The 23,566-nt window shown below is 69.7% G+C and carries 23 protein-coding genes; 9 read left to right on the plus strand and 14 right to left on the minus strand.

The features are described from left to right. Positions 1 to 43 precede the first annotated feature (43 nt). Positions 44 to 1,747, plus strand: coding sequence for a hypothetical protein (locus E1B00_RS08430; protein ID WP_139447526.1), 1,704 nt, complete (start codon positions 44 to 46; stop codon positions 1,745 to 1,747). Here E1B00_RS08430 and folK read toward each other — a convergent pair. From folK to tsaD, 3 genes are read right to left on the minus strand one after another with little or no spacing between them, the layout of a single operon-like run. Then, positions 1,718 to 2,203: a 2-amino-4-hydroxy-6-hydroxymethyldihydropteridine diphosphokinase gene (gene folK / locus E1B00_RS08435; RefSeq protein WP_139447528.1), complete on the minus strand. Its 486-nt coding sequence runs from the start codon at positions 2,201 to 2,203 to the stop codon at positions 1,718 to 1,720. The genes E1B00_RS08430 and folK overlap by 30 nt on opposite strands. After that, positions 2,200 to 2,556, minus strand: coding sequence for a dihydroneopterin aldolase (folB, locus tag E1B00_RS08440; RefSeq protein ID WP_139447530.1), 357 nt, complete (start codon positions 2,554 to 2,556; stop codon positions 2,200 to 2,202). Before folB ends, folK begins: the two co-directional genes overlap by 4 nt. Positions 2,557 to 2,568: 12 nt before the next feature. Beyond that, positions 2,569 to 3,582 carry a tRNA (adenosine(37)-N6)-threonylcarbamoyltransferase complex transferase subunit TsaD gene (tsaD, locus tag E1B00_RS08445; RefSeq protein WP_139447532.1) on the minus strand — a complete coding sequence of 338 codons (1,014 nt, stop codon included), beginning with the start codon at positions 3,580 to 3,582 and terminating at the stop codon, positions 2,569 to 2,571. 136 nt (positions 3,583 to 3,718) lie between these two features. On the opposite strand from tsaD, the gene rpsU reads away from it, so the two are divergent. The 4 genes from rpsU (at position 3,719) to E1B00_RS08465 (ending at position 8,891) form a co-directional block, all read left to right on the plus strand. After that, positions 3,719 to 3,934: a 30S ribosomal protein S21 gene (gene rpsU / locus E1B00_RS08450; protein ID WP_002808376.1), complete on the plus strand. Its 216-nt coding sequence runs from the start codon at positions 3,719 to 3,721 to the stop codon at positions 3,932 to 3,934. Between the two features lie 106 nt (positions 3,935 to 4,040). Next, complete coding sequence (locus E1B00_RS08455; RefSeq protein WP_139447534.1) at positions 4,041 to 4,487, plus strand: GatB/YqeY domain-containing protein; 447 nt, start codon at positions 4,041 to 4,043, stop codon at positions 4,485 to 4,487. 584 nt (positions 4,488 to 5,071) lie between these two features. Beyond that, the gene (dnaG, locus tag E1B00_RS08460; RefSeq protein ID WP_139447537.1) at positions 5,072 to 6,805 is read left to right on the plus strand and encodes a DNA primase; all 1,734 of its coding nucleotides are present in this window, start codon (positions 5,072 to 5,074) and stop codon (positions 6,803 to 6,805) included. Positions 6,806 to 6,944: 139 nt separating this feature from the next. Beyond that, positions 6,945 to 8,891 carry a S9 family peptidase gene (locus tag E1B00_RS08465; protein WP_139447539.1) on the plus strand — a complete coding sequence of 649 codons (1,947 nt, stop codon included), beginning with the start codon at positions 6,945 to 6,947 and terminating at the stop codon, positions 8,889 to 8,891. Between the two features lie 79 nt (positions 8,892 to 8,970). Here E1B00_RS08465 and E1B00_RS08470 read toward each other — a convergent pair whose 3' ends face one another. The 6 genes from E1B00_RS08470 to E1B00_RS15805 all read right to left on the minus strand — a co-directional run bounded on the left by E1B00_RS08470 (position 8,971) and on the right by E1B00_RS15805 (position 14,307). Beyond that, on the minus strand, positions 8,971 to 10,518 hold the full coding sequence (locus tag E1B00_RS08470) for a TonB family protein (protein ID WP_139447541.1): 1,548 nt from the start codon (positions 10,516 to 10,518) through the stop codon (positions 8,971 to 8,973). Then, entirely contained in the window at positions 10,508 to 10,876 is a 369-nt protein-coding gene (locus E1B00_RS08475) for a BlaI/MecI/CopY family transcriptional regulator (protein WP_139447808.1), read from the minus strand. Before E1B00_RS08475 ends, E1B00_RS08470 begins: the two co-directional genes overlap by 11 nt. A 96-nt stretch (positions 10,877 to 10,972) precedes the next feature. Beyond that, positions 10,973 to 11,905, minus strand: a complete 933-nt coding sequence (gene cyoE / locus E1B00_RS08480) for a heme o synthase (RefSeq protein WP_139447543.1) — start codon at positions 11,903 to 11,905, stop codon at positions 10,973 to 10,975. Further along, positions 11,902 to 13,053, minus strand: a complete 1,152-nt coding sequence (locus E1B00_RS08485) for a COX15/CtaA family protein (protein WP_139447545.1) — start codon at positions 13,051 to 13,053, stop codon at positions 11,902 to 11,904. The genes cyoE and E1B00_RS08485 overlap by 4 nt, the downstream gene beginning before the upstream one ends. Positions 13,054 to 13,060: 7 nt before the next feature. Continuing rightward, positions 13,061 to 13,612, minus strand: a complete 552-nt coding sequence (locus E1B00_RS08490) for a hypothetical protein (protein ID WP_139447547.1) — start codon at positions 13,610 to 13,612, stop codon at positions 13,061 to 13,063. Further along, positions 13,609 to 14,307, minus strand: coding sequence for an SURF1 family protein (locus E1B00_RS15805; RefSeq protein WP_246048534.1), 699 nt, complete (start codon positions 14,305 to 14,307; stop codon positions 13,609 to 13,611). The genes E1B00_RS08490 and E1B00_RS15805 overlap by 4 nt, the downstream gene beginning before the upstream one ends. 33 nt (positions 14,308 to 14,340) lie before the next feature. Between E1B00_RS15805 and E1B00_RS15810 the strand changes: the two genes are divergently transcribed. Next, entirely contained in the window at positions 14,341 to 14,571 is a 231-nt protein-coding gene (locus E1B00_RS15810; protein ID WP_246048619.1) for a twin transmembrane helix small protein, read from the plus strand. A 66-nt stretch (positions 14,572 to 14,637) separates the two neighbouring features. Here the strand turns inward: E1B00_RS15810 and E1B00_RS08500 are convergent, their stop codons facing one another. Genes E1B00_RS08500 through coxB form a run of 5 tightly spaced genes read right to left on the minus strand, consistent with a single transcriptional unit; the run spans position 14,638 to position 18,857 of the window. After that, positions 14,638 to 15,513, minus strand: coding sequence for a cytochrome c oxidase subunit 3 (locus tag E1B00_RS08500; protein WP_139447549.1), 876 nt, complete (start codon positions 15,511 to 15,513; stop codon positions 14,638 to 14,640). A 32-nt stretch (positions 15,514 to 15,545) separates the two neighbouring features. Beyond that, positions 15,546 to 16,127: a cytochrome c oxidase assembly protein gene (locus E1B00_RS08505; protein WP_139447552.1), complete on the minus strand. Its 582-nt coding sequence runs from the start codon at positions 16,125 to 16,127 to the stop codon at positions 15,546 to 15,548. Next, positions 16,124 to 16,255, minus strand: coding sequence for a hypothetical protein (locus E1B00_RS15880; RefSeq protein ID WP_281280685.1), 132 nt, complete (start codon positions 16,253 to 16,255; stop codon positions 16,124 to 16,126). Before E1B00_RS15880 ends, E1B00_RS08505 begins: the two co-directional genes overlap by 4 nt. Positions 16,256 to 16,287: 32 nt before the next feature. Next, entirely contained in the window at positions 16,288 to 17,946 is a 1,659-nt protein-coding gene (ctaD, locus tag E1B00_RS08510) for a cytochrome c oxidase subunit I (protein ID WP_139447554.1), read from the minus strand. Positions 17,947 to 17,969: 23 nt separating this feature from the next. Next, the gene (coxB, locus tag E1B00_RS08515) at positions 17,970 to 18,857 is read right to left on the minus strand and encodes a cytochrome c oxidase subunit II (protein WP_139447556.1); all 888 of its coding nucleotides are present in this window, start codon (positions 18,855 to 18,857) and stop codon (positions 17,970 to 17,972) included. Positions 18,858 to 19,222: 365 nt separating this feature from the next. On the opposite strand from coxB, the gene putA reads away from it, so the two are divergent. Genes putA through E1B00_RS08530 form a run of 3 tightly spaced genes read left to right on the plus strand, consistent with a single transcriptional unit; the run spans position 19,223 to position 23,515 of the window. After that, positions 19,223 to 22,378 carry a bifunctional proline dehydrogenase/L-glutamate gamma-semialdehyde dehydrogenase PutA gene (putA, locus tag E1B00_RS08520; RefSeq protein ID WP_246048538.1) on the plus strand — a complete coding sequence of 1,052 codons (3,156 nt, stop codon included), beginning with the start codon at positions 19,223 to 19,225 and terminating at the stop codon, positions 22,376 to 22,378. Further along, the gene (locus tag E1B00_RS08525) at positions 22,371 to 23,069 is read left to right on the plus strand and encodes an ion transporter (RefSeq protein WP_139447558.1); all 699 of its coding nucleotides are present in this window, start codon (positions 22,371 to 22,373) and stop codon (positions 23,067 to 23,069) included. Before putA ends, E1B00_RS08525 begins: the two co-directional genes overlap by 8 nt. After that, positions 23,066 to 23,515, plus strand: coding sequence for a DUF3592 domain-containing protein (locus E1B00_RS08530; RefSeq protein ID WP_139447560.1), 450 nt, complete (start codon positions 23,066 to 23,068; stop codon positions 23,513 to 23,515). The genes E1B00_RS08525 and E1B00_RS08530 overlap by 4 nt, the downstream gene beginning before the upstream one ends. The last annotated feature ends 51 nt before the right edge of the window (positions 23,516 to 23,566 follow it).

Here is a 23,566-nt window from a genome sequence, read left to right on the forward strand (position 1 = left end):
GAGCGCCGCCTATAATGCCGCCACACTTCCGCCTGGAACCCGGATGCCGCCTTCGTCCCGCACCCTCGCCGTGCTGCTGGCCCTGTTCGTGGTCGCGGGTTGCCGTCCGCCACCTGCCCCGGAGAGCACCGCGCCAGCAGCGGCAGTGCCGTCACCGCCGGCCAGCGCGGTGGAAGGCCGCGTCGCCGCGCACTGGTTCGGCCGCCAGTGGCCGAAGAACTTCCTGTCCGGCTTTCGTCGCGAGCACGTGGACGAGGATTTCCGCCGACTTGCCGACGACGGTTTCGACACCGTGGTGCTGCTGGTGTCCTGGGGCGATTTCCAGCCGGTGCCCACGCCCTGCTGCCGCTACGACGAGCGCGCCTTCGAGCGGCTGCGTTTCCTGCTCGACCGAGCGCAGGCCAACGGCCTGAAGGTGATGCTGCGCCTGGGTTACGCCTGGAGCTTCCACCCGGAGGCCGGCGACTCCGGCGAACGCCAGCAGCTGCTGATGAACGACCCCGGGCATCGCGACGCCTACCGGCAGTTCCTGACGCGAGTGTCGGACGAGATCGCCGGGCATCCGGGCGTGGTCATGGCCTTCATGAGCTGGGAAGACCAGTGGCTGCGCCGTCTCGACGAAAGCGTGCGTGCCGACTACGCCGAGTACCTGGCGACGCTGGCGCCGCCGGCGCCGGCCGCCGGCGCCCTGCCCGACCCGATGTCCGATGCCGCGCGTTTCCACGGCTTCTGGGACTGGCTGGTGATCGAGAAGCTGTACGCGCCGGCGCGCGGCCAGTTCCCCAACCTTTCCTACGAAGTGCGCGTCGACCGCGAGCCGCGCTACGAAACCGGCCCCGACGGCAAACCGGTCGTGGCCGAGTGGCTGGCGCACGACGGGATGTTCCGCCTGCCGGAAGGCCACCCCGTGACGGTGTACTGGGCCCCGTTCTGGGGTGCGCTCAACCAGGGCGAGCAGCTGCCGGCGGAGAAGAGCCTGTCGCTTCTGGCCGTGATGCTGGCGGAAGCACAGGCCAAGAGCGGCGGCCGCCGCCTCTTCATCGATCAGTTCAATTTCGTCGACAACACGCCAGGCCACGGCCACAACGCCGTGCTTCGCCCCCACGAAACCGCGGCCTTCCTGCATCGCGCGGTATGCGTGATGCAGGCCGGCGGCGTTGCCGGCTACGGCCTGTGGACCGCGCGCGACTATGCCGAAAATCCGCTGCACAACCCCGCCTTCGGCTACGGTCTGGACGCCTGGACGCTGGAGCGCGCCGCCGGCCGGCCGGAAGACGCGCTGGAGATCCTCGCCAGCGGCGACTTCCAACTGCGCCTCGCCCCCGGCGACCGCCTGTCCCAGCAGGTGCCGCCGCGCCACGGCCGCCTGCCGGTGGCTGGCGATGCCCTGCCGGACCGGGTCTGCGTCGAGGCCGACGTGCGTGCGCCCGGACGCCTGGCCGCGCGCGCGGGCGGCGCGACCGTGACGCTGGACTTCGAAGGCGCGGGACGCCAGAACCGCTGCGCCGACATCACGCCCGCGCCCGACGCCCAGGGACTCGCATTCTCGCTGCAGCTGCAGCGCGGCGAACTCTCGCTGCGCAGTGTGCAGCTGTTCGACCACGTGCAGTACGGCGGCCTCTACGACCTCGACGGCAGGCCCGGCCCGCTGCTGGATCCCGTGCGGCGCATGAACCACGATTTCCGCAGCACGCCGGCACCGGCGCGCTGCTCCACCTCATCCCAGGACCAACCCGTCCAGCCGTAGGCCCTCGCCGGCGTGGGCGACCCAGAGTTCGGCCAGCGACTCGCCAGTGGTCGGCAGCCGCAAACCGGGGGCCAGGTCGTACAGCGGCTTGAGCACGAAGGCGTGCTGCAGTTCCCGGCGCGGGAGCTGCAGGTGGCCGGGCCCGTCGAGCACAAGGTCGTCGAACAGCACGATGTCCAGGTCGAGCGTGCGGCTGGAAAAACGCGGACCGCTGCGGTCGCGGCCCTGCGCGTCTTCCAGCGCGTGCAGCCAGTCGTTGAGCGCGAACGGGTCCAGGTCGGTCTCGAGCGCGGCGGCGGCGTTGAGGAAGTCCGGACCGTCGAACCCGACCGCCGGCGTGCGGTAGACCGGCGAAAAGCGCACGGCGCCGAAACGATCGCGCAGCGCGGTGGCGGCGGCGCGCAGGTGCCGCTCCGGTTCGACGTTGCTGCCCAGACTCAGCCAGGCCGTGCTCATGCCGGGCGCGTGCGCTCGATGATCACGCCCACGGCCCTGGAGCCGCGCACCGCGCCGGGTTTGCTCAGCCTGATGCGCACATGCTGCACGCCGAACTCGCCGGTGATGATTTCGGCGCAGCGTTCGGCCAGGGTCTCGACCAGGCCGAAGCTCGATTCGGACACGAACTGGATCAGGCGCTTGCTCACCGCCTTGTAGTCCAGCGTGTCTTCGATGTTGTCGGTGGCGGCGGGCTTGCGGTTGTCGAACGCCATCTCGATGTCGAGCACGACCGGCTGCCTGATCTTGCGCTCCCAGTCGTAGATGCCGATCACGCACTCGATCTCGAGCGCCTCGATGAAAACCTTGTCCATGCGAACTCCGTGTCAGACCGCCGGCAAGCTTGCCATGTCCCAGCGTGGCGCCACGGTGACGGTGGCGTCGGCGTGCTGGCCGGCCATCAGCCGCAGCGCGCCGGCGAAGGCGATCATGGCGCCGTTGTCGGTGCAGAAGGCCGGGCGCGGGAAGCAGACCCGGGCGCCGCGCTTGCCGGCCAGCTGCTGCAGCCGCGCGCGCAGGCGGGTATTGGCACCGACGCCGCCGGCCACGACCAGGGTGCGGGCGCCGGTCTGCTGCAGGGCGCGGTCGCACTTGATCGCCAGGGTCTCGACCACCGCGTCCTCGAAACCGCGGGCGATGTCGGCCCGGGTCTCCGGCGTCTGGTCCGAGGCCTGCCAGGCCAGCAGCACCTGGGTCTTGAGGCCCGAAAAGCTGAAGTCCAGGCCGGGCCGGTCGGTCATGGGCCGGGAGAACTTGAACAGCCCGGGGCGGCCGGACTCGGCCAGGCTGGCCAGCTCGGGGCCGCCGGGGTACGGCAGGCCCATCAGCTTGGCGGTCTTGTCGAAGGCCTCGCCGGCCGCGTCGTCCAGGGTTTCGCCCAGCAGGCGGTAGTCGCCGATGGCGGCCACCTCGACCAGCTGGGTATGGCCGCCGGAGACCAGCAGGGCCACGAAGGGCGGCTTCAGGCCCGGATCCTCGAGCAAGGGCGCCAGCAGGTGGCCTTCCATGTGGTGCACGCCGATCGCCGGCACGTCCAGGGCCCAGGCCAGGGCCCGGCCCGCGGCCGCGCCCACCATCAGGGCCCCGACCAGGCCCGGGCCGGCGGTGTAGGCCACGCCGTCGAGGTCGGCCACGCCCAGGCCGGCCTCGGCCAGGGTCTGGCGGGCCAGGGGCAGGAGCTTGCGGACGTGGTCGCGGCTGGCCAGTTCGGGCACCACGCCGCCGTATTCGGCGTGCAGGGCAATCTGGCTGTAGAGGGCGTGCGCCAGCAGGCCGCGGTCGGTGTCGTACACCGCCACGCCGGTTTCATCGCAACTGGTTTCGATGCCCAGGACGCGCATGTGCTTGTTTCTTGGGGCCAAAGGGCCTGATTCAAGGGAAAATCCGGGCTCAGGCTTGCCTGTGCCGGGGGAGCCCGCGTATCATACGCGGCTCGCCGGCCGTGCCGGACGAAATCCACGTATCCAGGAATTCCACATGCCGTCTGTCAAAGTCCGCGAAAACGAGCCGTTTGAGTTTGCGCTGCGTCGCTTCAAGCGCACCTGCGAAAAGGCCGGCGTCCTCGCCGAGACCCGCAAGCGCGAGTTCTACGAGAAGCCGACCCAGGAGCGCAAGCGCAAGGCCGCCGCCGCGGTGAAGCGCCAGCTGCGCCGCAGCTCGCGCGACGTAACCAAGCGCCAGCGCCTGTACTGAGCTGCTTCGCTTTCCGGAAAGCCGGCACGCTCGCGCGTCGCCGGCTTTTCGTGTTTCTGGGGCCCGGTGATCCCGGTCCCGGTGTTCCCCTTCCAGGAGTGATTCCATGACCCTCAAAGCCCAGCTGACCGAAGACATGAAGACCGCGATGAAGGCCGGCGAGAAGGATCGCCTGGGCGTCATCCGTCTGATCAACGCGGCGATCAAGCAGAAGGAAGTGGACGAGCGGGTCGAGATGACCGATGCGCTGGTGCTGGCGGTGATCGAGAAGATGGTCAAGCAGCGCAAGGAGTCGATCACGCAGTACGACGCCGCGGGCCGCGACGACCTGGCCTCGATCGAGCGCTACGAGCTGGGCATCCTCGACACCTACCTGCCGGCCAAGATGGACGAGGCCTCGGTGCAGGCGGCCATCGATGCGGCCGTGGCGGAGACCGGTGCTTCCGGTCCGTCGGACATGGGCAAGCTGATGGCCGTGCTCAAGCCGAGGCTCGCCGGGCAGGCCGACATGGGTCTGGTGTCGCAGCTCGTCAAGAAGAAGCTCGCGGGCTGAGGGTTTCTTTTGCCGGGATCGTTTGCGGCGATAGGCCGCTGGATGCGGTCTGGTGCCGGGATCGTTCGCGGCGATAGGCCGCCGCACGCGGTCTGGTGCCAGGATCGTTCGCCGCGATAGGCCGCCGCACGAGGGGACTTTCCCGGGGACGCCGTGAATACGTCCATGTAGGCTTTTCGAAAACGTCCATGTTTTCGAAACCCCGGAAAAGTCCCCTCGCGCGACGGCCTGTGACGTTTATGGGCCGGTGATCGACAAGGAAAAGGCGAAAAGCTCGTGACCTGAGCGTTCGTGGGGCGTCCTGGCATTCGGGACACTCCCGAGCCTCGGCAGCTGTCCAAGCCGCTTCTCGCTGAAATCACCAACACTCCGGATCGCCCTGCCCTTCGGGCGCCCCTCCGGAACTCCCGGCAGGGGCGTCGTGCGAGAGGTCGCTTTCCGGGGCTTCGAAAACATGGACGTTTTCGAAGAGCCCCCATGGATGGGTTCACGGCGTCCCCGGAAAGCGACCTCTCGTGCGGCGACCCGCTCGCCTGAACCGATCAGGCGCCCGCGCCTTTCCGCATGGCATCCTAGGCACACCCATGGCCCGCATCCCCGACGCCTTCATCGACGACCTGCTCGCCCGGACGGACATCGTCGAGGTGGTGGGGTCGCGCGTGCCGCTCAAGCGGCAGGGACGGGAGTATTCGGCGCGCTGTCCGTTCCACGACGAACGCTCGCCGAGCTTCACCGTGTCGCCGACCAAGCAGTTCTACCACTGCTTCGGCTGCGGCGCGCACGGCACCGCCATCAGCTTCCTGATGAACTACGACCGCCTCGAGTTCCTCGACGCGGTCGAGGAGCTGGCCAAACGCTGCGGCCTGGAAGTGCCGCGCGACACCCAGCAGCGCAACCAGAGCGGCGAATCGCGCGAACTGTATTCGGCGCTGGAGGCGGCGGCGCGGTTTTTCCAGCAGCAGCTCACGGGCAGCCAGAAGGCGCGCGCCTACCTCGAGCGCCGCGGCGTGGATGCCGAGAACCAGGCGCGTTTCGGCATCGGCTACGCACCGGACGGCTTCAATGGGCTCAAGGATGCGCTGGGCACCGACGAGCGCCGGCTGTCGCTGCTGGACAAGACCGGCATGCTGTCCAAGAGCGACAGCGGGCGCGTCTACGACAAGTTCCGCGACCGGGTGATGTTCCCGATCCACGACCGCCGCGGCCGCGTCATCGCTTTCGGCGGGCGCGTGCTCGAGAAGGACGACGGGCCGAAGTACCTCAACTCGCCCGAGACCGTGCTGTTCCACAAGGGCCGCGAGCTCTACGGCCTGTGGCAGGTGCGGCAGGCGCATTCGAAGATCCCGCGGCTGGTGGTCGTCGAGGGCTACATGGACGTGGTGGCGCTGTTCCAGTTCGGCGTGAACACCGCCGTCGCGACGCTGGGCACGGCGACCACGCCCGACCATGCCGAGCTGCTGTTCCGCAATGCTGCCGACGTGTACTTCTGCTTCGACGGCGACCGCGCAGGCCGCGGCGCCGCGTGGAAGGCGCTCGAATCGGTGCTGCCGCGCATGCGCGACGGGCGCCAGGCGTTTTTCCTGTTCCTGCCCGAAGGCGAGGACCCGGACACCATCGTGCGCAAGGAAGGCGCCGGCGGCTTCGACGCGCGCCTGGCACAGGCCACGCCGCTGTCGGAATTCTTCTACAACGAGCTGTCCAAGGATGTGAACCTGGCCGGCATGGAGGGCAAGGCGCGGCTGGCGGAGCGCGCGAAGCCGCTGCTGGCGAACATTCCCGACGGCGCCTTCCGCGACCTGATGCAGCAGCGTCTGACCGAACTGACCGGTGTCGGACAGCGCGCCGAAGCTGCGCCCGCGGCGGCAGCGACGCCGTCGATGCGCGGCGGCCGCAGCGGCGCGCCCGCGCCCAAGCGCAGCCTGGTGCGCACGGCGATCGCGCTGCTGCTGCAGCAGCCGGCGCTGGCCGATGCCATCGAGCCGCCCTATCAGTTCGGCGTGCTGCGCCAGCCGGGCATTGCGCTGCTGATGGAGCTGATCGAACTGGCGCGCGCGCGGCCGGGCATCACCACCGGCGCGGTGCTGGAACATTTCGCCGAACGCGAGGAAGGCGCGGCGCTGCAGAAGCTGGCCACGCAGGCCTTTCCGGGCGAGGTCGCGGCCTGGCGCAGCGAGTTCCTCGACGCGCTGGCGCAGCTGGACAGGCAGACGCGGCAGCAGCGCATCGAGGAGCTGCAGGTGCGCATCAACGAAGTCGGCATGTCCGGCCTGAGCGATCCCGAAAAGGCCGAGCTGCGCGAGCTGCACGCCGCGCGCTGAAGCGGGTTCAGGTTCACTTCCGTGGCTGATTCAGTCACCCGCCCCGATCCGCCGGAAGTGAACCTGACCCCATTTCAGTAGACATCCCCTCGACCGGCCGGCGACTATCCTCGCGGAACCAAACCCCGGGGAGCTTCCGATGCGCACCACCCTGCTCTGCCTGTCGCTGGCGCTGGCCGCGCCGGCCTTCGCCGCCGAACCCACCGCCGTCGTGCGCGAGGAAGTCGGCAACCGCATCACCGAAAACGTGCCGGCGGTGCCGGCCGAACTGCTCGAGCGCCTGAACCGCTACCAGAACACCCGCGGCGCCACCTTTGCGGGCTGGCTCGACGACGGCAGCATGATCATCGGCACGCGCTTCGGGGAAACCAACCAGGCCCACCGGGTGCGCACGCCGCTGGGCATGCGCGAGCAGCTGACTTTCTATCCCGAGCCGATCAATGCCGTGGACACGGCGCCGGCCGCCGGCGGCAAGGGCTTCGTGTTCGGCAAGGACGTGGGCGGGTCGGAGTTCTGGCAGCTGTTCTGGTACGACCTGGACAAGCGCGAGGCGACGATGTTCACCGACGGCAAGCGCAGCCAGAACACGACGCCGCTGTGGTCGCGCGACGGCCGCCAGCTGGCCTGGGCCAGCACCGCGCGCAACGGCACCGACTACGACCTGTGGGTGCGCGACATGGCCAGCGGCCAGGCGCGCCAGGTGCTGGCCGAAGGCGGGCTGTGGACGCCGATGGACTTCTCGCCGGACGGAAAGCGCCTGCTGGTGACGAAGTACGTGTCGATCAACGAGTCCTATCCGGGCGAGCTGGACCTGGCGACCGGCAAGCTCGAGCTGTTCCCGGTGGACGGCGGCAAGGCCGCCTTCAACGCCTTCAAGTACGCGCCCGACGGCCGCAGCGTGTACTTCGTCTCCGACGAGGAGCGCGAGTTCCTGACCCTGCGCCACCACGACCCGGCCGGCGGCGCGCCGACCCTGGTCAGCGGCGGCGTGCCCTGGGACGTCGAGACCGTCGAGATCAGCGGCGACGGCCGGCACCTGGCCTATGTCGCCAACGAGGACGGCATCAGCCGGCTGCGCGTGCTGACGATCCCCGGCCATCGCGAGATCGCGCTGCCGACGCTGCCGATCGGCGTGATCGGCAATGTCGGTTTTTCGCCGGACGGCCGGCAGCTGGCGGTCACGCTCAACAGCGCCACCTCCCCCAGCGACGTCTACGTGATCACCCTGGCCGACGCCACGCTCACCCGCTGGACCCAGAGCGAAGTCGGCGGCCTGGACGCGGCGAAGTTCCGTGCGCCCACGCTCGTGCGCTACGAGACCTTCGACGAGGTCGACGGCAAGCGCCGAACGATCCCGGCCTTCTACTACCGCCCGGCCGGCGACGGCCCCTTCCCGGTGGTGATCAACATCCACGGCGGCCCGGAATCGCAGGCGCTGCCGGTGTTCAACCCGAGCATCCAGTTCCTGGTCGAGGAGCTGAAGGTTGCGGTGCTGGTGCCGAACGTGCGCGGCTCTTCGGGCTACGGCAAGGGCTACCTGCAGCTCGACAACGGCCTCAAGCGCGAGGATTCGGTGCGCGACATCGGCGCCCTGCTCGACTGGATAGGCCGCCAGCCCGAGCTCGACGGCAAGCGCGTCGGCGTGGCGGGAGGCAGCTACGGCGGCTACATGGTGCTGGCCAGCATGGTGCACTACAACGACCGCATCCGCGCCGGCATCGACGTGGTGGGCATCTCCGACTTCGGCACCTTCCTGAAGAACACCGAAAGCTATCGCCGCGACCTGCGCCGCGCCGAATACGGCGACGAGCGCATCCCCGAGATCAAGGCCTTCCACGATCGCATCGCGCCGCTCAACAACGCCGGCCGGATCAGCCGGCCGCTGTTCGTCGCCCAGGGCTACAACGACCCGCGCGTGCCCTGGACCGAAGCCGAGCAGATCGTGAAGGCGGTGCGCGGCAACGGCGGCGAGGTCTGGTACCTGCTGCTCAAGGACGAGGGCCACGGTTTCCGCAAGAAGACCAACACCGACTACTTCGGCGCCGCCAGCGTGCTGTTCTGGCAGCAGCACCTGATCGCGGACTGATCCGGAGCGCTACCGGCCCCACTTCGCCCCGCCCCGCGGCGATCCCGCGCGGGGCGAGGAGGAGCCCGGCACGGCCGGTTCACCAGACCAGCAGACGTCCGGTCTGCAGCTGCTGCGACAGCGGATGCTCGAGCAGGCTCAGGCGCTGCGATTCGCGGGTGTAGCGGATCGGCAGCAGCACCGTGGCGGAAACCGCCTGGCCGTTTTCGACCGCCGGCGAGAAGCGCCATTCGCGCACCGACTCCAGCGCGGCCATGTCGAAGGCCCGGCCGAGCTGGGAGCTGACCACCGCGGCATCCTGCACCACGCCGCTGGCGTCGACGGTGGCGCGGACTTCCACCACGCCGCTGTCGAGGCCGCGGAAATCGCGCGACCGCGCCGTCATCGGATAGCGCGGCGCACCGTTGCCGGCGAGCGGGATCGGCGCCTGGTAGAGCGCCCCCGCAGCCGTCGGCACCTCGGCCGGCACCGGGACCAGGGTGGCGCGGGCGCGGCGTTCCGGCGCCACGGGCTGCAGGCCGGCATCCACGTACGCCCGCGTTGCGGCGACGCGGTTGGCGTCGCGGGGCAGCGGGGCCAGGCGGGCGACCGGATCCAGGCGGGCCACCGGACCGGCGACGGTGATCGGCGCAAGGGTCGGCGCGCTGGCCAGCGCGGTGACGGCCATCGGCGGCAGCACGACGATGCGCGCGGGCTGCGCCTGCCACACCGCGGCGGCGGTCGCCGCACCGGCCGACAACGCCAGCCCGGCGCCGAACAGCGCCCGGGCCAGGCCCGGCAAGGGTTGTCTGATCATGGTGATTCTCCACTTCAAGGATTGGCTGGACTGCCAATGGCAGCCGACCGGCAGTCCAAGATCGGCCAGCTGCGTTCTGAGCATCGCCTCGGCATAGTCGCGGCGCGCGTGGGGGTGGCGGCGGAGCACCGCGGCATCGCAGGCCAGCTCCTGGTCCACGCGCAGGCGCGCGGCCGCCAGGTGCACCAGCGGGTTGAACCAGTACAGGCTGCGCAGCAGGCACATCGCCAGGTTGGCCTGCAGGTCGCCGCGGCGCAGATGCACCCGCTCATGCGCCAGCACCAGCTCGCGGTGGCGGGGTTCGTAGCGCTGCTCGAAGTCGGCTGGCAGCACGATGCGCGGACGCAGCGCGCCCAGGACCGCCGGCCCGAGATCGCTGTGCTCGCTGACGTAGTGGCCGCGCGCGTCGCGATGCAGGCGCCCGAGGCGGCGACGGTAGCGCGCCTGCTGCCAGGTGAAATGCCCGGCCATCAGCATCGCGCCGGCGATCCAGATCCCCAGTGCGATCGCGCTGGCGGAGATCCGGTTCGTGTCCGTCGCCGCCGCCTGGTCCGCGGCCGCCGGTCCGGCGGTGGAAAGCGCGCGGACGCCGGGCACGCGGGACTCGATGACGCGCGCCTCGACGGCACGCGCCGCAGGCGCGGGGCCGGGCACGCTGCCGCGCGGCAGCATCGTCGCCAGCAGCGCCGCCGGCACCAGCAGCCACAGCCACAGCACCGCGCCCGAGCCCCAGGCGCGGCGCCAGAGCGGCCGCAGCGCCAGCACCAGCGCCAAGGCGATGCTCACGGCCAGCGCCGAGCGCAGGCCCCAGGCGACCAGCTCAGCGGCCATCGTCGATCTCCTGGATCAGGCGGCGCAGCTCGGCGATGTCCTCGGGACTGAGCTGGCCGCGCTCGCTGAAATGCGCGACCAGCGGCGCGACCCGGCCGTCGTAGAGGCGGTCGATCAGGCTGGTGCATTCCTCGGCGCGCCAGTCGGCCTGGGCGAGCTCGGGGCGGTAGCGGTAGCGGCGGCCCTCGCGTTCGGCGCTGATCGCGCCCTTGTTGAGCAGCCGGTTGATCAGGGTACGCACGGTGGGTTCGGCCCAGCCCTGGGGGCCGGCGACGCTGGCGATCAGGTCTTCGGCCGTGGCTTCGCCGGCGGCCCACAGGGCGCGCATGACCACGCTCTCGGCTTCACTGATGGTCACGGGGGGCATGCGCGGCTCCTGCCTGGGTTCGGGGCAGAATTTACGCCTGTAAAAGATACAGTCAAGCCCCGAGCCGGCACGTGCGCCAGCCGGCGTTCAGTCGCGGACGAACTCGAGCCCGGGTGCCGCCACCGCCGCCGCCTGCGGCAGCAGCCAGTGGTCGGCCAGCAGGAAGGCGAACAAGGCCATCAGGTAGATGATCGAGTAGTTGAACACCTGCATGGCGTACAGCTCGCCCGGGGGATTGAGCAGGCGGATGGCGTAGTAGAGGAACACGCCGCCCAGCACCAGGGCGCCGCCCAGGTAGAACACGCCGCTCATGCCGGTGACGAAGGGCAGCACGCTCACCACCAGCAGCAGCACCGTGTAGAACAGGATCTGCCAGCGCGTGTAGGTGACGCCGTAGACCACCGGCAGCATCGGGATCATCGCCTTGGCGTAGTCGTCGCGGCGGAAGATCGCCAGCGCCCAGAAATGCGGCGGCGTCCACACGAAGATGATCAGCACCAGCAGCAGCGCATAGGGGTCGACGCCCCAGGGGGCGACGAAACCGTCCACCGCCGCCCAGCCCAGCGCCGGCGGTGCGGCGCCGGCCAGGCCGCCGATGACGATGTTCTGCGGCGTCGCGCGCTTGAGGTAGCCGGTGTAGATGACCGCGTATCCGATCAGGGAGGCGAAGGTCAGCAGGGCGGTGAAGCCGTTGACGCGCCAGGCCAGCAGGGCCATGGAAATCGCGCCCAGCACCACCGCGAAGGCCAGCACCTGGCCGGGACGCAGCGAGCCCACGGCAAGCGGCCGGTGCTGCGTGCGCGCCATCAGCGTGTCGATGCGCTGGTCGAGCAGGTGGTTGATCGCCGCCGCCGACGCCGCGGCCAGCCAGATGCCGATCGCGCCCAGCACCAGGCGCTCCCAGGGCCAGGCTTCGCCCGGCTCGATCGCCAGGAACATGCCGATGATCGCCGTGAACACGATCAGCGCGACGACGCGCGGCTTGGTCAGTTCCCAGTAGGCGGCGAAGGGAATCTTCATTCCGGCGCCCGCAGCCGCGCCAGCAGACCCACCACGGTGAACAGCAGCAGGGCCGCGCCGGCGTTGTGCGCGGTGGCGACCCACAGCGGCAGGCCGAGCACGATGTTGCTGATGCCCAGCGCGACCTGCGCCGTCAGCAGCCCCAGCAGCACGCTGCCCCAGAACACCAGGCCCGGCGTGCGCACCATGCGGATGCCGACCACCAGCAGGTGGCCGGCCACCAGCAGGGCCATCATGCGGTGCGTCATCTGGATGGCGACGCGGGCCGGGCCGTCGAGCACGCCGCCTTCGTAGTCCACGCCGATGCCGCGCCAGAGCACGAAGCCCTCGCGGTAGTCCTGCGCCGGCCACCACTGGCCCAGGCAGGTCGGGAAGTCGGTGCCGCAGGCGAGCGCGGCGTAGTTGGCGCTGGTCCAGCCGCCGAGCGCGATCTGCACCACCAGCAGGCCCAGGCCGACCCACAGCAGGCGGCGCAGGCGCGGCGCCTCGGCGAACACCAGGGCCGGGCCGGGCGTGCTCTTCCACGCCAGCCAGGTCAGCAGCGACAGCGTCAGCAGGCCGCCCAGCAGGTGGGCCATCACGATGATGGGCTTCACCAGCCAGATCACCGTCCACATGCCCAGCACGGCCTGGAAGACGATCACCATCAGGATCAGGGTGCCCAGGCGCGCGCCGTCGGCGTTGGACCAGCGCATCGCCTGCACGAACAGGATCGCCTCGGCCGCCAGGAACAGCGCCATCGCGGCGACGTGGTTGGACGCGAACAACCCGTCCACGCCCATGTAGACCGGGATCGACAGCGCCACCAGGCCCGCGGCCACCAGCACGCTGGCCACGCCCAGGCGGCGCTTGCGCACGGCCAGCAGGGCCAGCACCAGCACCAGCACACCGAGCGCGGCGGCGATGTGGCGGTGGAATTGTTCGCGCCAGGCCTTGCTCACTTCGACTGCGCGCTCGAAGCTCTCGTTCGCGGCGGCGATCTCGTGGTCGTGGGTCGGCCAGGCGGCCTGGCCGTAGCAGGTCGGCCAGTCCGGGCAGCTCAGGCCGGCATTGGACAGACGCACGAAGCTGCCGAACACGATCACGCCCAGGGCCAGCAGCACAGCGGCCCAGGCGAGGCGATGGTAATGACGGTGCGGGCTGTTCATCGGGCGCCTACTTCACCACACGTCCGAGGTCCTTGCGCAGTCCCGAAGGATTGAAGCCCGGGGGATAACGCAGGACGAGGTAACCGTTCGGGTCGGCCAGGTAGACCGGCAGCGACTCCGGCGTGGCCAGGTCTGGCAGTCTGGCCTGCAGCGCGGCATCGGCCTGCATCGGCACCAGCCCGGGGAACCGGACCGCCCGCGGCGGCAGCTCGCCGAACCAGAGCACCTCGACCTTGTCGGCGTGGCGGCCTTCCGACAGCCAGACCCGGTGCAGCGCATCGAGCAGCTGCGCGCAGGGCGCGCCGCAGTCGGCCGGCGGCGCGACGACGATGTGCCAGTGGCGGTTGGCGGGCTGCCAGGCCCAGGCCTGGCCGTCGGCGCGGCGCAGCGACAGGTCGCGCAGGTCCGGGTAGGGATCGAGCATCTCGCCGATGTTGCGGGTCTGGCTCGGTTTCCAGCCGCCGAAGAACAGCGCCGCGGCGATGCCGAAGCTGCCGAGGAAAAACACCGCGATCAGCAGCAGGGTGAGGCGGGAGCGGGTCTTCTGGGAAACGGTCATGGGCGTCGGCGCAGGTTGAGCACGAGGATGAGGACGAAGGTGGTCGCGGCGAGGCCGAACCACTGCAGGGCGTAACCGCGGTGTTTTTCCGGCGGCAGTGTATTGGCGTGCAGTTCAAGATCGCGTTCATGGCCCAGCGGCAGCGCCGGATCCAGGCGCAGCACGCGCGGCGCCAGCTCAGCCGGCAGCGACCAGGCCGCCGATACCGCCGCCGGCTCGACGCGCATCGCCAGCCAGTCGCCGTCCTGCGCGACCAGGCCGGGGCCCAGGCGCAGGCCCACCGACGGCGGCGGCACCAGCAGGCCCGCCAGGTCGTGCTCGCCGCTCGGGCAGTCCGCGTCCGGCAGCGCACGCGCGCCGTCCACCGGCAGCCAGCCCATGTCCACCAGCAGCGCGGGGCCCGATGCCGGCTGGGCCACGCAGTACAGGCGCATGCCGACCCGCGGGCCGCGGCGCTGGTTGTCCAGCCACAGCCGCGGCGTGTCCAGGAAACGTGCGCGGCCGGCAACGCGGTGGATGCCCGCGCCCTGCCCCGCCGCCAGCGCCAGCGCCTGCGGCGGCGCGGCGAGCGCGGCGGCGGCGGCGGCGAGCTGCTCGCGCTTGACCTGCTCGCGGCCCAGCTGCCAGCGCCCCAGGGCGGAAAACCCCAGCACCAGGCACAGGCCGAGCAGGCTCAGCAGCAGGCGCCGTTTCACCTCGGGCAACCTCCGCAGGCGGATAATGCCGGCATCGCCAACCAACGGACGCCTGCCGTGCAGAAGCTGCTCATCATCGCTTTCCTGATCCTGATCGTCTGGAACCTGGGCGCGGGCCTGTATTACATGATGGTCGACAAGGGCAAGACCCAGCGTACGGTGAAGTCGCTGACCTGGCGCATCGGCCTGTCGGTGGCGCTGATCCTGCTGGTGGTGCTGGGCATCTTCACCGGCGTGATCAAGCCGCACGGCATCGGCGGCTGAGGACGCCCTGAAAACGAAGGGCCGGCGCGATGGCCGGCCCTGCGTCCTCAGGCCCGTTCGGCGCGCTTAGAGCACGTACACGAACAGGAACAGGCCCAGCCAGACCACGTCCACGAAGTGCCAGTACCAGGCCACCGCTTCGAACGCGAAGTGGTGGTCCTTGCTGAAGTGGCCCTTCAGGCAGCGCAGCCAGATGATCGCCAGCATCAGCGTGCCCAGGAACACGTGCATGCCGTGGAAGCCGGTGAGCATGAAGAAGGTCGAGCCGTAGATGCCCGAACCCAGGGTCAGGTTCAGCTCGTGGTAGGCGTGGTAGTACTCGACGCCCTGGTAGTACAGGAAGATGCTACCCAGCAGCACCGTGGCGCCCAGCCAGACCAGCAGCGACTTGCGGTGGCCGGCCTTGAGCGCGTGATGGGCGATGGTGATGGTCACGCCCGAGGTCAGCAGGATCAGGGTGTTGACCAGCGGCAGGCCCCAGGCCGGGATGGTCTGGAAGGCGCCGCCGAGCTCGGCCGGACCGGCGGTCGGCCAGCCGGCGGTGTAGCCGGCCCACAGGAACTGGTTGGTCAGCGCGCCGTCGCCTTCGCCCGACAGCCACGGCAGCGCGAACTGGCGGGCGTAGAACAGGGCACCGAAGAAGGCCGCGAAGAACATCACCTCCGAGAAGATGAACCACATCATTCCCATGCGGAACGAGGCGTCGACCTTCTCGTTGTACTTGCCGGCCAGCGATTCGGAGATCACGTTGCCGAACCAGCCGAACAGCACCGACAGCGTGGCGATCAGGCCGATGTAGAACACCGGCTGGCCCCAGGCGTGGCCGTTGAACCAGTTCGCCACGCCCACCATGGTGGTGAACAGCGTGATCGAGCCGATGAAGGGCCACGGGCTGTGGTGCGGGACGTAGTAGACGTTCGGATCGTCGTGGGTCTGTGCCATGGTGTTCCCCGGTACTCCTGGAAGGCCTGCGGTCAGGGCGCCGAGCGGGCGACGGCGGGCGTCTGCTCGCCCGTCGCCAGCCGCGCGGTGGCCGCGTCGTTGCTGAAGAAAGTGTAGGACAGCGTGATCGTGCCGACGTGCGCGGGCAGCGCCGGGTCGACGATGAAGCGCACCGGCATCAGGCGCTCCTCGCCGGCGTGCAGCATCTGCTCGGTGAAGCAGAAGCACTCGGTCTTGTTGAAGAAGGTCGACGCCGTGGACGGCGCGACCGACGGCGCGGCGTTGCCGACGATGGCGTGGTCGGCGGTGTTGCGGGCGATGTAGTTCACTTCGTACATCTTGCCCGGGTGCACCTGCATGCTCAGCGTCTGCGGCTTGAAGGCCCAGGGCAGCTTCGAGTTCACGGTGCCGTCGAACTCGACCGTGATGGTGCGGGTGACGTCCTCGGACAGGCCCGCCACCTGGGCGTCGCCGGCCGGGCCCTGCTCGAGCTTGATGCCGAACACCTTCTCGCAGGCGATCCGGTACAGCGGCACCAGCGAGAACGCGAACACGAACGAACCCAGCGACACCAGGGCGATCGTGCGGAAGGTCTTGAGCGAGCTCGGCTTCACGGCAGCACCGCCGACAGCATGAAGGCCACGTACACGCCCACGGCGACCAGCCCGATCACCCAAGCCGTGCGGCGGATGCCGCGGCGGCGGGTTTCGGAGATCTCATGGCTGGCGTCGTGCTTGCTCATGGTCGCTGGGCGCCCCGGGGGCGCCCCGGGCCTCAGTGGGTGATGTCGCCGTGGGCCAGGTCGCCGTCCTTGATGACCGGCGGCAGGGTGAAGGTGTGGTGCGGCGCCGGCGACGGCACGGTCCACTCCAGGCCCTTGGCGCCTTCCCACGAACGCGCCTCGGCCTTGACGCCACCACGGGCGGCCGACCAGACGATGTAGGCGAACAGCAGCTGGCTGATGCCGAAGCCGAAGCCGCCGATCGACGACCACATGTTGAAGTCGGCGAAGGCCATGTTGTAGTCCGGCACGCGGCGCTGCATGCCCGCCAGGCCCAGGAAGTGCTGCGGGAAGAACAGCAGGTTCACGAAGATCGTGGACAGCCAGAAATGCCACTTGCCCAGGGTCTCGTTGTACATGTGGCCGGTCCACTTCGGCAGCCAGTAGTACACGCCGGCCATGATGCCGAACACGGCGCCGGTCACCAGCACGTAGTGGAAGTGCGCCACCACGAAGTAGGTGTCGTGGTACTGGAAGTCGGCCGGCACGATCGCCAGCATCAGGCCCGAGAAGCCGCCGATGGTGAACATGATCACGAAGCCGATGGCGAACAGCATCGGGGTTTCGAAGGTCATCGAGCCGCGCCACATGGTGGTGGCCCAGTTGAACACCTTCACGCCGGTCGGGATGGCGATCAGCATCGTGGCGTACATGAAGTACAGCTCGCCGCCCAGCGGCATGCCGACCGTGAACATGTGGTGCGCCCAGACGATGAACGACAGGAAGGCGATCGAGGCGGTCGCGTACACCATGGCCTGGTAGCCGAACAGCGGCTTGCGGGCGAAGGTCGGGATGATCTCCGAGACCACGCCGAAGGCCGGCAGGATCATGATGTAGACCTCGGGGTGGCCGAAGAACCAGAAGATGTGCTGGAACATCACCGGGTCGCCGCCGCCGGCCGCGTTGAAGAACGAGGTGTCGAAGAACTTGTCGGTCAGCAGCATCGTCACGGCACCGGCCAGGACCGGCATCACGGCGATCAGCAGGAAGGCGGTGATCAGCCAGGTCCAGACGAACACCGGCATCTTCAGCAGGTCCACGCCCGGGGCGCGCATGTTGAGGATGGTGGCGATGATGTTGATCGCGCCCATGATCGAGCTGATGCCCATCAGGTGGATCGCGAAGATGGTGAACGCGGTGCTGTTGCCGCCCTGCAGCGACAGCGGCGGGTAGAGCGTCCAGCCGCCGGCCGGGCCGCCGCCGCCGATGCCGAACACCACCTGCAGGATCAGCGGCATAAGCAGCAGGGTGAAGGCGAACGGCATGATCCAGAAGGACCAGTTGTTCATGCGCGGCAGCGCCATGTCCGGCGCGCCGATCATCAGCGGCACCATCCAGTTGGCCAGGCCGACGAAGGCCGGCATCACGGCGCCGAAGATCATCACCAGCGCGTGCATGGTGGTCATCTGGTTGAAGAACTCGGGCTCGACCAGCTGCAGGCCGGGCTGGAAGAGTTCCGCGCGGATCACCAGCGCCATCGAGCCGCCGATGAAGAACATCACCAGCGCGAACACCAGGTACAGGGTACCGATGTCCTTGTGGTTGGTGGAGTAGAACCAGCGCTGGAAGAAGCTCTGCTTGTGCTCGCCGTGGTGGTCGTCGTGCGCGGCGGTGGTGCCGTGCGCGTCGTGGGCCGTGTAGTTGGTTGCCATGGGATCAGCTCCGGAATTCTTGATCAGCCCTCGCCGCCCGCGTCAGCGGGGGCGGTGGCGGCGATACGGGCGGCTTCGGCTTCATCGCCGGCCTTCTGGGCGGCCAGCCAGGCCTGGTATTCGGCCTTGGGCACGGCCTTCACGACGATCGGCATGAAGCCGTGGTCCTTGCCGCACAGCTCGGCGCAGACGCCGCGGTAAGTGCCCGGGGTGGCGATCTCGGTCCAGGCCTCGTTGATGATTCCGGGGATGGCGTCCTGCTTCCAGCCGAGCGCCGGCACCCACCAGGCGTGGATCACGTCGTCGGCGGTGACGACGAAGCGGATCTTGGTCTCGGTCGGCAGCACCAGCACGCGGTCGACGTCGCGCAGGTAGTGCGGCGCCTTCTCTTCGGTCGGGGTCTCGCCGCTCTGGCGGATGCGGTCGGACTCGCGGTCGAGGCGGGAGAGGAAGTTCACGTCCTCGCCGACGATCTCGTAGCGCCACATCCACTGGTAGCCGGTGACCTTGACGGTCATCTCGTGGCCCTTGGCGGTGTACTGCTCCATCACCTTGGAGGTGGCGGGCACGGCCATGATCACCAGGATCAGCACCGGCACCACGGTCCAGATGATCTCGAGCTTGGTGCTGTGCGTGAAGTCCACGTCCGGCTTGGCGCCCTTGGACTTGCGGAACTTGAACATCGCGTAGCCCATCGCGCCGAACACGACGATGCCGATGATCACGCAGATGTAGAGCATCAGCATGTGCATCTCGTAGGCGTTCTGCGCCGTGCGGGTCACGCCCTCGGGCATGTTCAGCTGCCAGCGCACCGGCTCGCTGTCGGCCGCCAGGGCCATCGAACTGGCCAGGACGGCACCGAGGCCGGTGGCGATCCTGGCGACAATGGCGCTTGCTTTCATCGCATTCATCCGAACTTACCCCAACGTGTGGTCTTGGTTCCGGCCCCGGCCCGGGGCCGACACCAGCAGATCTTTCAACCGGCGGCAGGCCGGGAACAGGCGGTGTACCGAGCGGCGCCCATGGCGCGCCTGGGCCGGAGCTCCAGACGGGCCCCGGCGCCTGGCGGCACCGTTGCGGCGAGCTCGGTCACGCGGACGCTCCGCGACCAGCTTCGGGAAAACTGGCGAATTTTACCGGGCCGCGCTCAGGCCGGGCAAGCCAAATCGGTCCCGGCCCGGCCAGCGACGTGAAGGCCGCGGGGTTCCGCGCCCCGGTCCGGGGCACTAGAATCCGCGTTCTCGCGCACGCCCGCGCCGTCTGTCCCTGGACCCCCGTGACCCCGATCCTGAGTCCCGAACTCCCCGGTGCGCTGCCGCCCCTGCGCGCCCGGATCACTGCCGCCTTCCACCGCGACGAGGCCGAGCACCTGGCCGAGCTGCTGGACCAGGCCCGCCTGCCCGAGGCCGAACAGGCCCGGGTCCAGGCCGCGGCCGTGGCCCTGGTGCAGCGCACCCGGGTGCGCGCGGCCGATCCGGGCATGGTCGAGGCCTTCATGCGCCAATACGACCTCTCCAGCGAGGAAGGCGTGCTGCTGATGTGCGTGGCCGAGGCCCTGCTGCGCATCCCCGACCGCGGCACCGCCGACAAGCTGATCCGCGACAAGCTCGGCGACGCCGACTGGGACCGGCACATGGGCCAGTCCAGCTCGGTGCTGGTGAACGCCTCGACCTGGGGCCTGATGCTGACCGGCCGCATGGTCAACCTGGCCGACGAGACCCGCCGCAACGCCATCGGCGCCTTCCGCCGCCTGGTCGGCCGGGCCGGCGAGCCGGCCATCCGCCTGGCCGTGCGCCAGGCCATGCGGATCATGGGCCATCAGTTCGTGATGGGCCGCACGATTGCTGAGGCACTGGAGCGCAGCCGCAAGGGCGAGCAGGCCAAGTACCTGTATTCGTTCGACATGTTGGGCGAGGCCGCGTTCACCCAGGCCGATGCCGACCGCTATTTCGCCGCCTACCGCGACGCCATCGGCGCGATCGGCGCCGGCGGCCCCTACCCGGACGTGTTCGCCGCGCCCTCGATCTCGGTGAAGCTTTCGGCCCTGCACCCGCGCTACGAGCTGGCCAAGCGCGAACGCGTGTACCGGGAGCTGACGCCGCGCGTGCTGGAGCTGGCCAAGCTGGCCAAGGCCCGAGGCATCGGCTTCACCATCGACGCCGAGGAATCCGAGCGCCTGGAGCTGAGCCTGGACGTGATCGCCGGCGCCTTCACCGACCCGTCCCTGGACGGCTGGGAGGGCTACGGCCTGGCCGTGCAGGCCTACCAGAAGCGCGCGCCCTTCGTGATCGACTACCTGGCCGACCTGGCCCGCAAGACCGGCCGGCGCATGCCGATGCGCCTGGTGAAGGGCGCGTACTGGGACAGCGAGGTGAAGAAGGCGCAGGCCGAAGGCTACGCCGGGTATCCGGTGTTCACGCGCAAGGCCAACACCGACGTGAGCTACCTCGCCTGCGCGCGCCGCATGCTGGCGGCCCCGGATGCGATCTATCCGATGTTCGCGACGCACAATGCGCAGACGATCGCGGCGATCCACCACTACGCCCAGGGCAAGCGCTTCGAGTACCAGAAGCTGCACGGCATGGGCGACGACCTGTATGCCGAAGTGATCCCGGCCGACCGGCTCAACGTGCCCTGCCGCGTGTACGCGCCGGTCGGCTCGCACGAGGACCTGCTGCCCTACCTGGTGCGCCGCCTGCTCGAGAACGGCGCCAACTCCAGCTTCGTCAACCGCATCGCCGACGAATCGGTGCCGCCGGCCGAACTGGTCGCCGACCCGGTGGCCGTCGTCTCCGCCTACGCCTCCAAGCCGCATCCCCGCATCCCCCAACCGCGCGACCTGTACCGGTCCCACGGCGAAGACAGGAACAATTCCATGGGCGCCAATCTCGCCAACGACGACACCCTGGCCACGCTGGCCAGCCAGATCAATGCCGCGCTCAAGCCCTGGACGGCGACACCGCTGGTTCCGGGCGCGAAGGTTTCCGGGGCGGCCAATGCCGTCACCAACCCGGCCGACCGTCGCGAGACGCTCGGCGAGTGGACCGGCGCCGACAGCGCCACGGTCGAGATCGCGCTCAAGAATGCCGTCGCCGCCCAGGACGGCTGGGACCGGCTGCCGGCCGCCAGCCGCGCCAGGATCCTAGAGCACGCCGCCGACCTGCTCGAAGCACGCATGCCGGAATACATGGCGCTGTGCGTGAAGGAAGCCGGCAAGTCGCTGTCGGCCTCGGTGGCCGAGGTGCGCGAAGCGGTGGACTTCCTGCGCTACTACGCGCTGCAGGCCCGCAAGCTGTTCGGCGCGCCGGAAAAGCTGCCGGGCCCGACCGGTGAATCCAACGAGCTGTGGCTGCACGGCCGCGGCGTGTTCGTCTGCATCTCGCCGTGGAATTTCCCGCTGGCGATCTACCTCGGCCAAGTGGCCGCGGCGCTGGCGGCCGGCAATTCGGTGATCGCCAAGCCGGCCGAGCAGACCACGCTGATCGCGTTCGCCGCGACCAAGCTGCTGCATGAAGCGGGCGTGCCGGCCGACGTGCTGCAGTTCCTGCCGGGCGACGGCGCCACGGTGGGCGCGGCGCTGACGAAGGACCCGCGTGTCGCCGGCGTCTGCTTCACCGGTTCGACCGAAACCGCCTGGGCCATCAACCGCTCGCTGGCGGCGCGCAACGCCTCGATCGCCGCGCTGATCGCCGAGACCGGCGGCCAGAACGCGCTGATCGCCGACTCCTCGGCCCTGCCCGAGCAGCTGGTCAAGGACGCGATGGCGTCCGCGTTCGATTCCGCCGGCCAGCGCTGCTCGGCGGCGCGCGTGCTGTTCGTGCAGTCCGACATCGCCGACAAGGTGGTGCACATGCTCGCCGGCGCGATGGACGAGCTGGTGGTCGGCGACCCGGCCCTGATCTCGACCGACGTCGGCCCGGTGATCGACGAGGACGCCCGCAAGATCCTCGCCGACCACGCCGCGCGTATGGACAAGGAAGCCAAGCTCATCAAGGAAGTGAAGCTGCCGCCGGCGGCCGCGCACGGCAGCTTCTTCGCCCCGCGCGCCTATGAACTGACGTCGCTTTCGCAGCTCACACGCGAGGTCTTCGGCCCGGTGCTGCACGTGATCCGCTACGAAGCCGACAAGCTCGACGAGGTGCTGGCCGCGATCAACGCCACCGGCTACGGCCTGACGCTGGGCATCCACTCGCGCATCGACTCGACCGTCGAGAAGATCGCCAAGACGGTGAAGGTGGGCAACTGCTACGTCAACCGCAACCAGATCGGCGCGGTGGTCGGCGTGCAGCCCTTCGGCGGCGAAGGCCTGTCCGGCACCGGCCCCAAGGCCGGCGGCCCGCACTACCTGCTGCGCTTCGCCTCCGAGCGCACGCTGACCATCAACACCACGGCCGCCGGCGGCAACGCCTCGCTGCTGACGCTGGATGACTGATTCCCCTGCCGCCGCACGCGGCTGGCCAGCCGCGTTCGCGCGGCTGGCGGCGCATGACGGCTTCCGCGGCCTGAGCCTGGGCCTGATCGTGCTCAATGCGCTGTGCATGGGCGCCGAGGCGGCGCCCAGCCTGGCCGATCCCTGGGGCGACTGGCTGTTCGGCGTGTTCGCCGTGTCGCAGACCTGGTTCGTGTTCGAGATCGCGGTGCGGCTGCTGGCGCACTGGCCGCGACTGCGCGGTTTCTTCAGCGACGGCTGGAATACGTTCGATTTCGTCATCGTGCTGCTGTCGCTGCTTCCAGCGGTGGGCGGCGTTGCGCTGGTCGCACGCGTGTTGCGGGTGGCGCGCCTGCTGCGGCTGGTGTCGGGCCTGGGCCTGCTGCGCGGCTTCGTGCGCGGCGGCCTGGGCCGCGGCGCACACCTGGCGGCGGGCGCGGTGATCTATGCGCTGGCCGCCTACTGCTTCGCGCTTGTCGGCTTCCATGCCTTCGGTGCGGCGCTGCCCGAAGCCTGGGGCCATCTGGCGGCCGCGTTGGCGACGGTACTGGCGCTGCTGGTGTTCCAGGGCGCTGGCGCGCTGATCGACCTCGGCACCGGCGGCACGGGTTTCCTCGCGGCACTGTGGCTGCTGCATGCCGGCCTGTGCTGGCGCCTGCTGCGCGGAGTTCTGCGTCCGGAGCCGCGGGCATGAGCCTGTGGTCCAAGGGCCTGTTCGTGCTCGCGGCTGGCCTGCTGGTAGTGAGCCTGGGCCTGGCGGTGGAGCGCATGATGTTCCTGTCGCGCGCGGAGACGACGATCGGCCACGTGGTGGACGTGAGTGCGCAGAACTCCCGCTGCGGCAGCCGCCGGATGCGCCGTGCGTGCACGCGGTTCAAGGCCGTAGTCGAGTTCCGCATCAACGGTGGCGCACCGCGCCGCATGACCGTTTCCGCCGGGCGCACCCGCGGGCACAACCGGCCGGTGACGGCCGCGCGCCATCCGCCGGGCTCGGCGGTGCGCCTGGTGTACGACCCGCGCAATACCCAACGCATCTACCGCGATTCTCCGGGCGATGTGTTCGGCGGCCCGCTGCTCAGCCTGTTCCTGAGTCTGGGCGCCGGCGCCGGCGGCTTGAAGCAGCGCAGCAAGGAAGCCTGAGCTCCGACGCCGGACGATCACCAGGTTTCGGACGAGTCCCGCGATCCCGGC

Source organism: Arenimonas terrae, from assembly GCF_006265115.1.
GTDB lineage: Bacteria > Pseudomonadota > Gammaproteobacteria > Xanthomonadales > Xanthomonadaceae > Arenimonas > Arenimonas terrae.

Bases quoted from the DNA above. Each gene is read 5' to 3' on its own strand.
- E1B00_RS08430 (WP_139447526.1), top strand. From the start codon at position 44: ATGCCGCCTTCGTCCCGCACCCTCGCCGTGCTGCTGGCCCTGTTCGTG.
- folK (WP_139447528.1), bottom strand. From the start codon at position 2,203: ATGAGCACGGCCTGGCTGAGTCTGGGCAGCAACGTCGAACCGGAGCGG.
- folB (WP_139447530.1), bottom strand. From the start codon at position 2,556: ATGGACAAGGTTTTCATCGAGGCGCTCGAGATCGAGTGCGTGATCGGC.
- tsaD (WP_139447532.1), bottom strand. From the start codon at position 3,582: ATGCGCGTCCTGGGCATCGAAACCAGTTGCGATGAAACCGGCGTGGCG.
- rpsU (WP_002808376.1), top strand. From the start codon at position 3,719: ATGCCGTCTGTCAAAGTCCGCGAAAACGAGCCGTTTGAGTTTGCGCTG.
- E1B00_RS08455 (WP_139447534.1), top strand. From the start codon at position 4,041: ATGACCCTCAAAGCCCAGCTGACCGAAGACATGAAGACCGCGATGAAG.
- dnaG (WP_139447537.1), top strand. From the start codon at position 5,072: ATGGCCCGCATCCCCGACGCCTTCATCGACGACCTGCTCGCCCGGACG.
- E1B00_RS08465 (WP_139447539.1), top strand. From the start codon at position 6,945: ATGCGCACCACCCTGCTCTGCCTGTCGCTGGCGCTGGCCGCGCCGGCC.
- E1B00_RS08470 (WP_139447541.1), bottom strand. From the start codon at position 10,518: ATGGCCGCTGAGCTGGTCGCCTGGGGCCTGCGCTCGGCGCTGGCCGTG.
- cyoE (WP_139447543.1), bottom strand. From the start codon at position 11,905: ATGAAGATTCCCTTCGCCGCCTACTGGGAACTGACCAAGCCGCGCGTC.
- E1B00_RS08485 (WP_139447545.1), bottom strand. From the start codon at position 13,053: ATGAACAGCCCGCACCGTCATTACCATCGCCTCGCCTGGGCCGCTGTG.
- E1B00_RS08490 (WP_139447547.1), bottom strand. From the start codon at position 13,612: ATGACCGTTTCCCAGAAGACCCGCTCCCGCCTCACCCTGCTGCTGATC.
- E1B00_RS08500 (WP_139447549.1), bottom strand. From the start codon at position 15,513: ATGGCACAGACCCACGACGATCCGAACGTCTACTACGTCCCGCACCAC.
- E1B00_RS15880 (WP_281280685.1), bottom strand. From the start codon at position 16,255: ATGAGCAAGCACGACGCCAGCCATGAGATCTCCGAAACCCGCCGCCGC.
- ctaD (WP_139447554.1), bottom strand. From the start codon at position 17,946: ATGGCAACCAACTACACGGCCCACGACGCGCACGGCACCACCGCCGCG.
- coxB (WP_139447556.1), bottom strand. From the start codon at position 18,857: ATGAATGCGATGAAAGCAAGCGCCATTGTCGCCAGGATCGCCACCGGC.
- E1B00_RS08525 (WP_139447558.1), top strand. From the start codon at position 22,371: ATGACTGATTCCCCTGCCGCCGCACGCGGCTGGCCAGCCGCGTTCGCG.
- E1B00_RS08530 (WP_139447560.1), top strand. From the start codon at position 23,066: ATGAGCCTGTGGTCCAAGGGCCTGTTCGTGCTCGCGGCTGGCCTGCTG.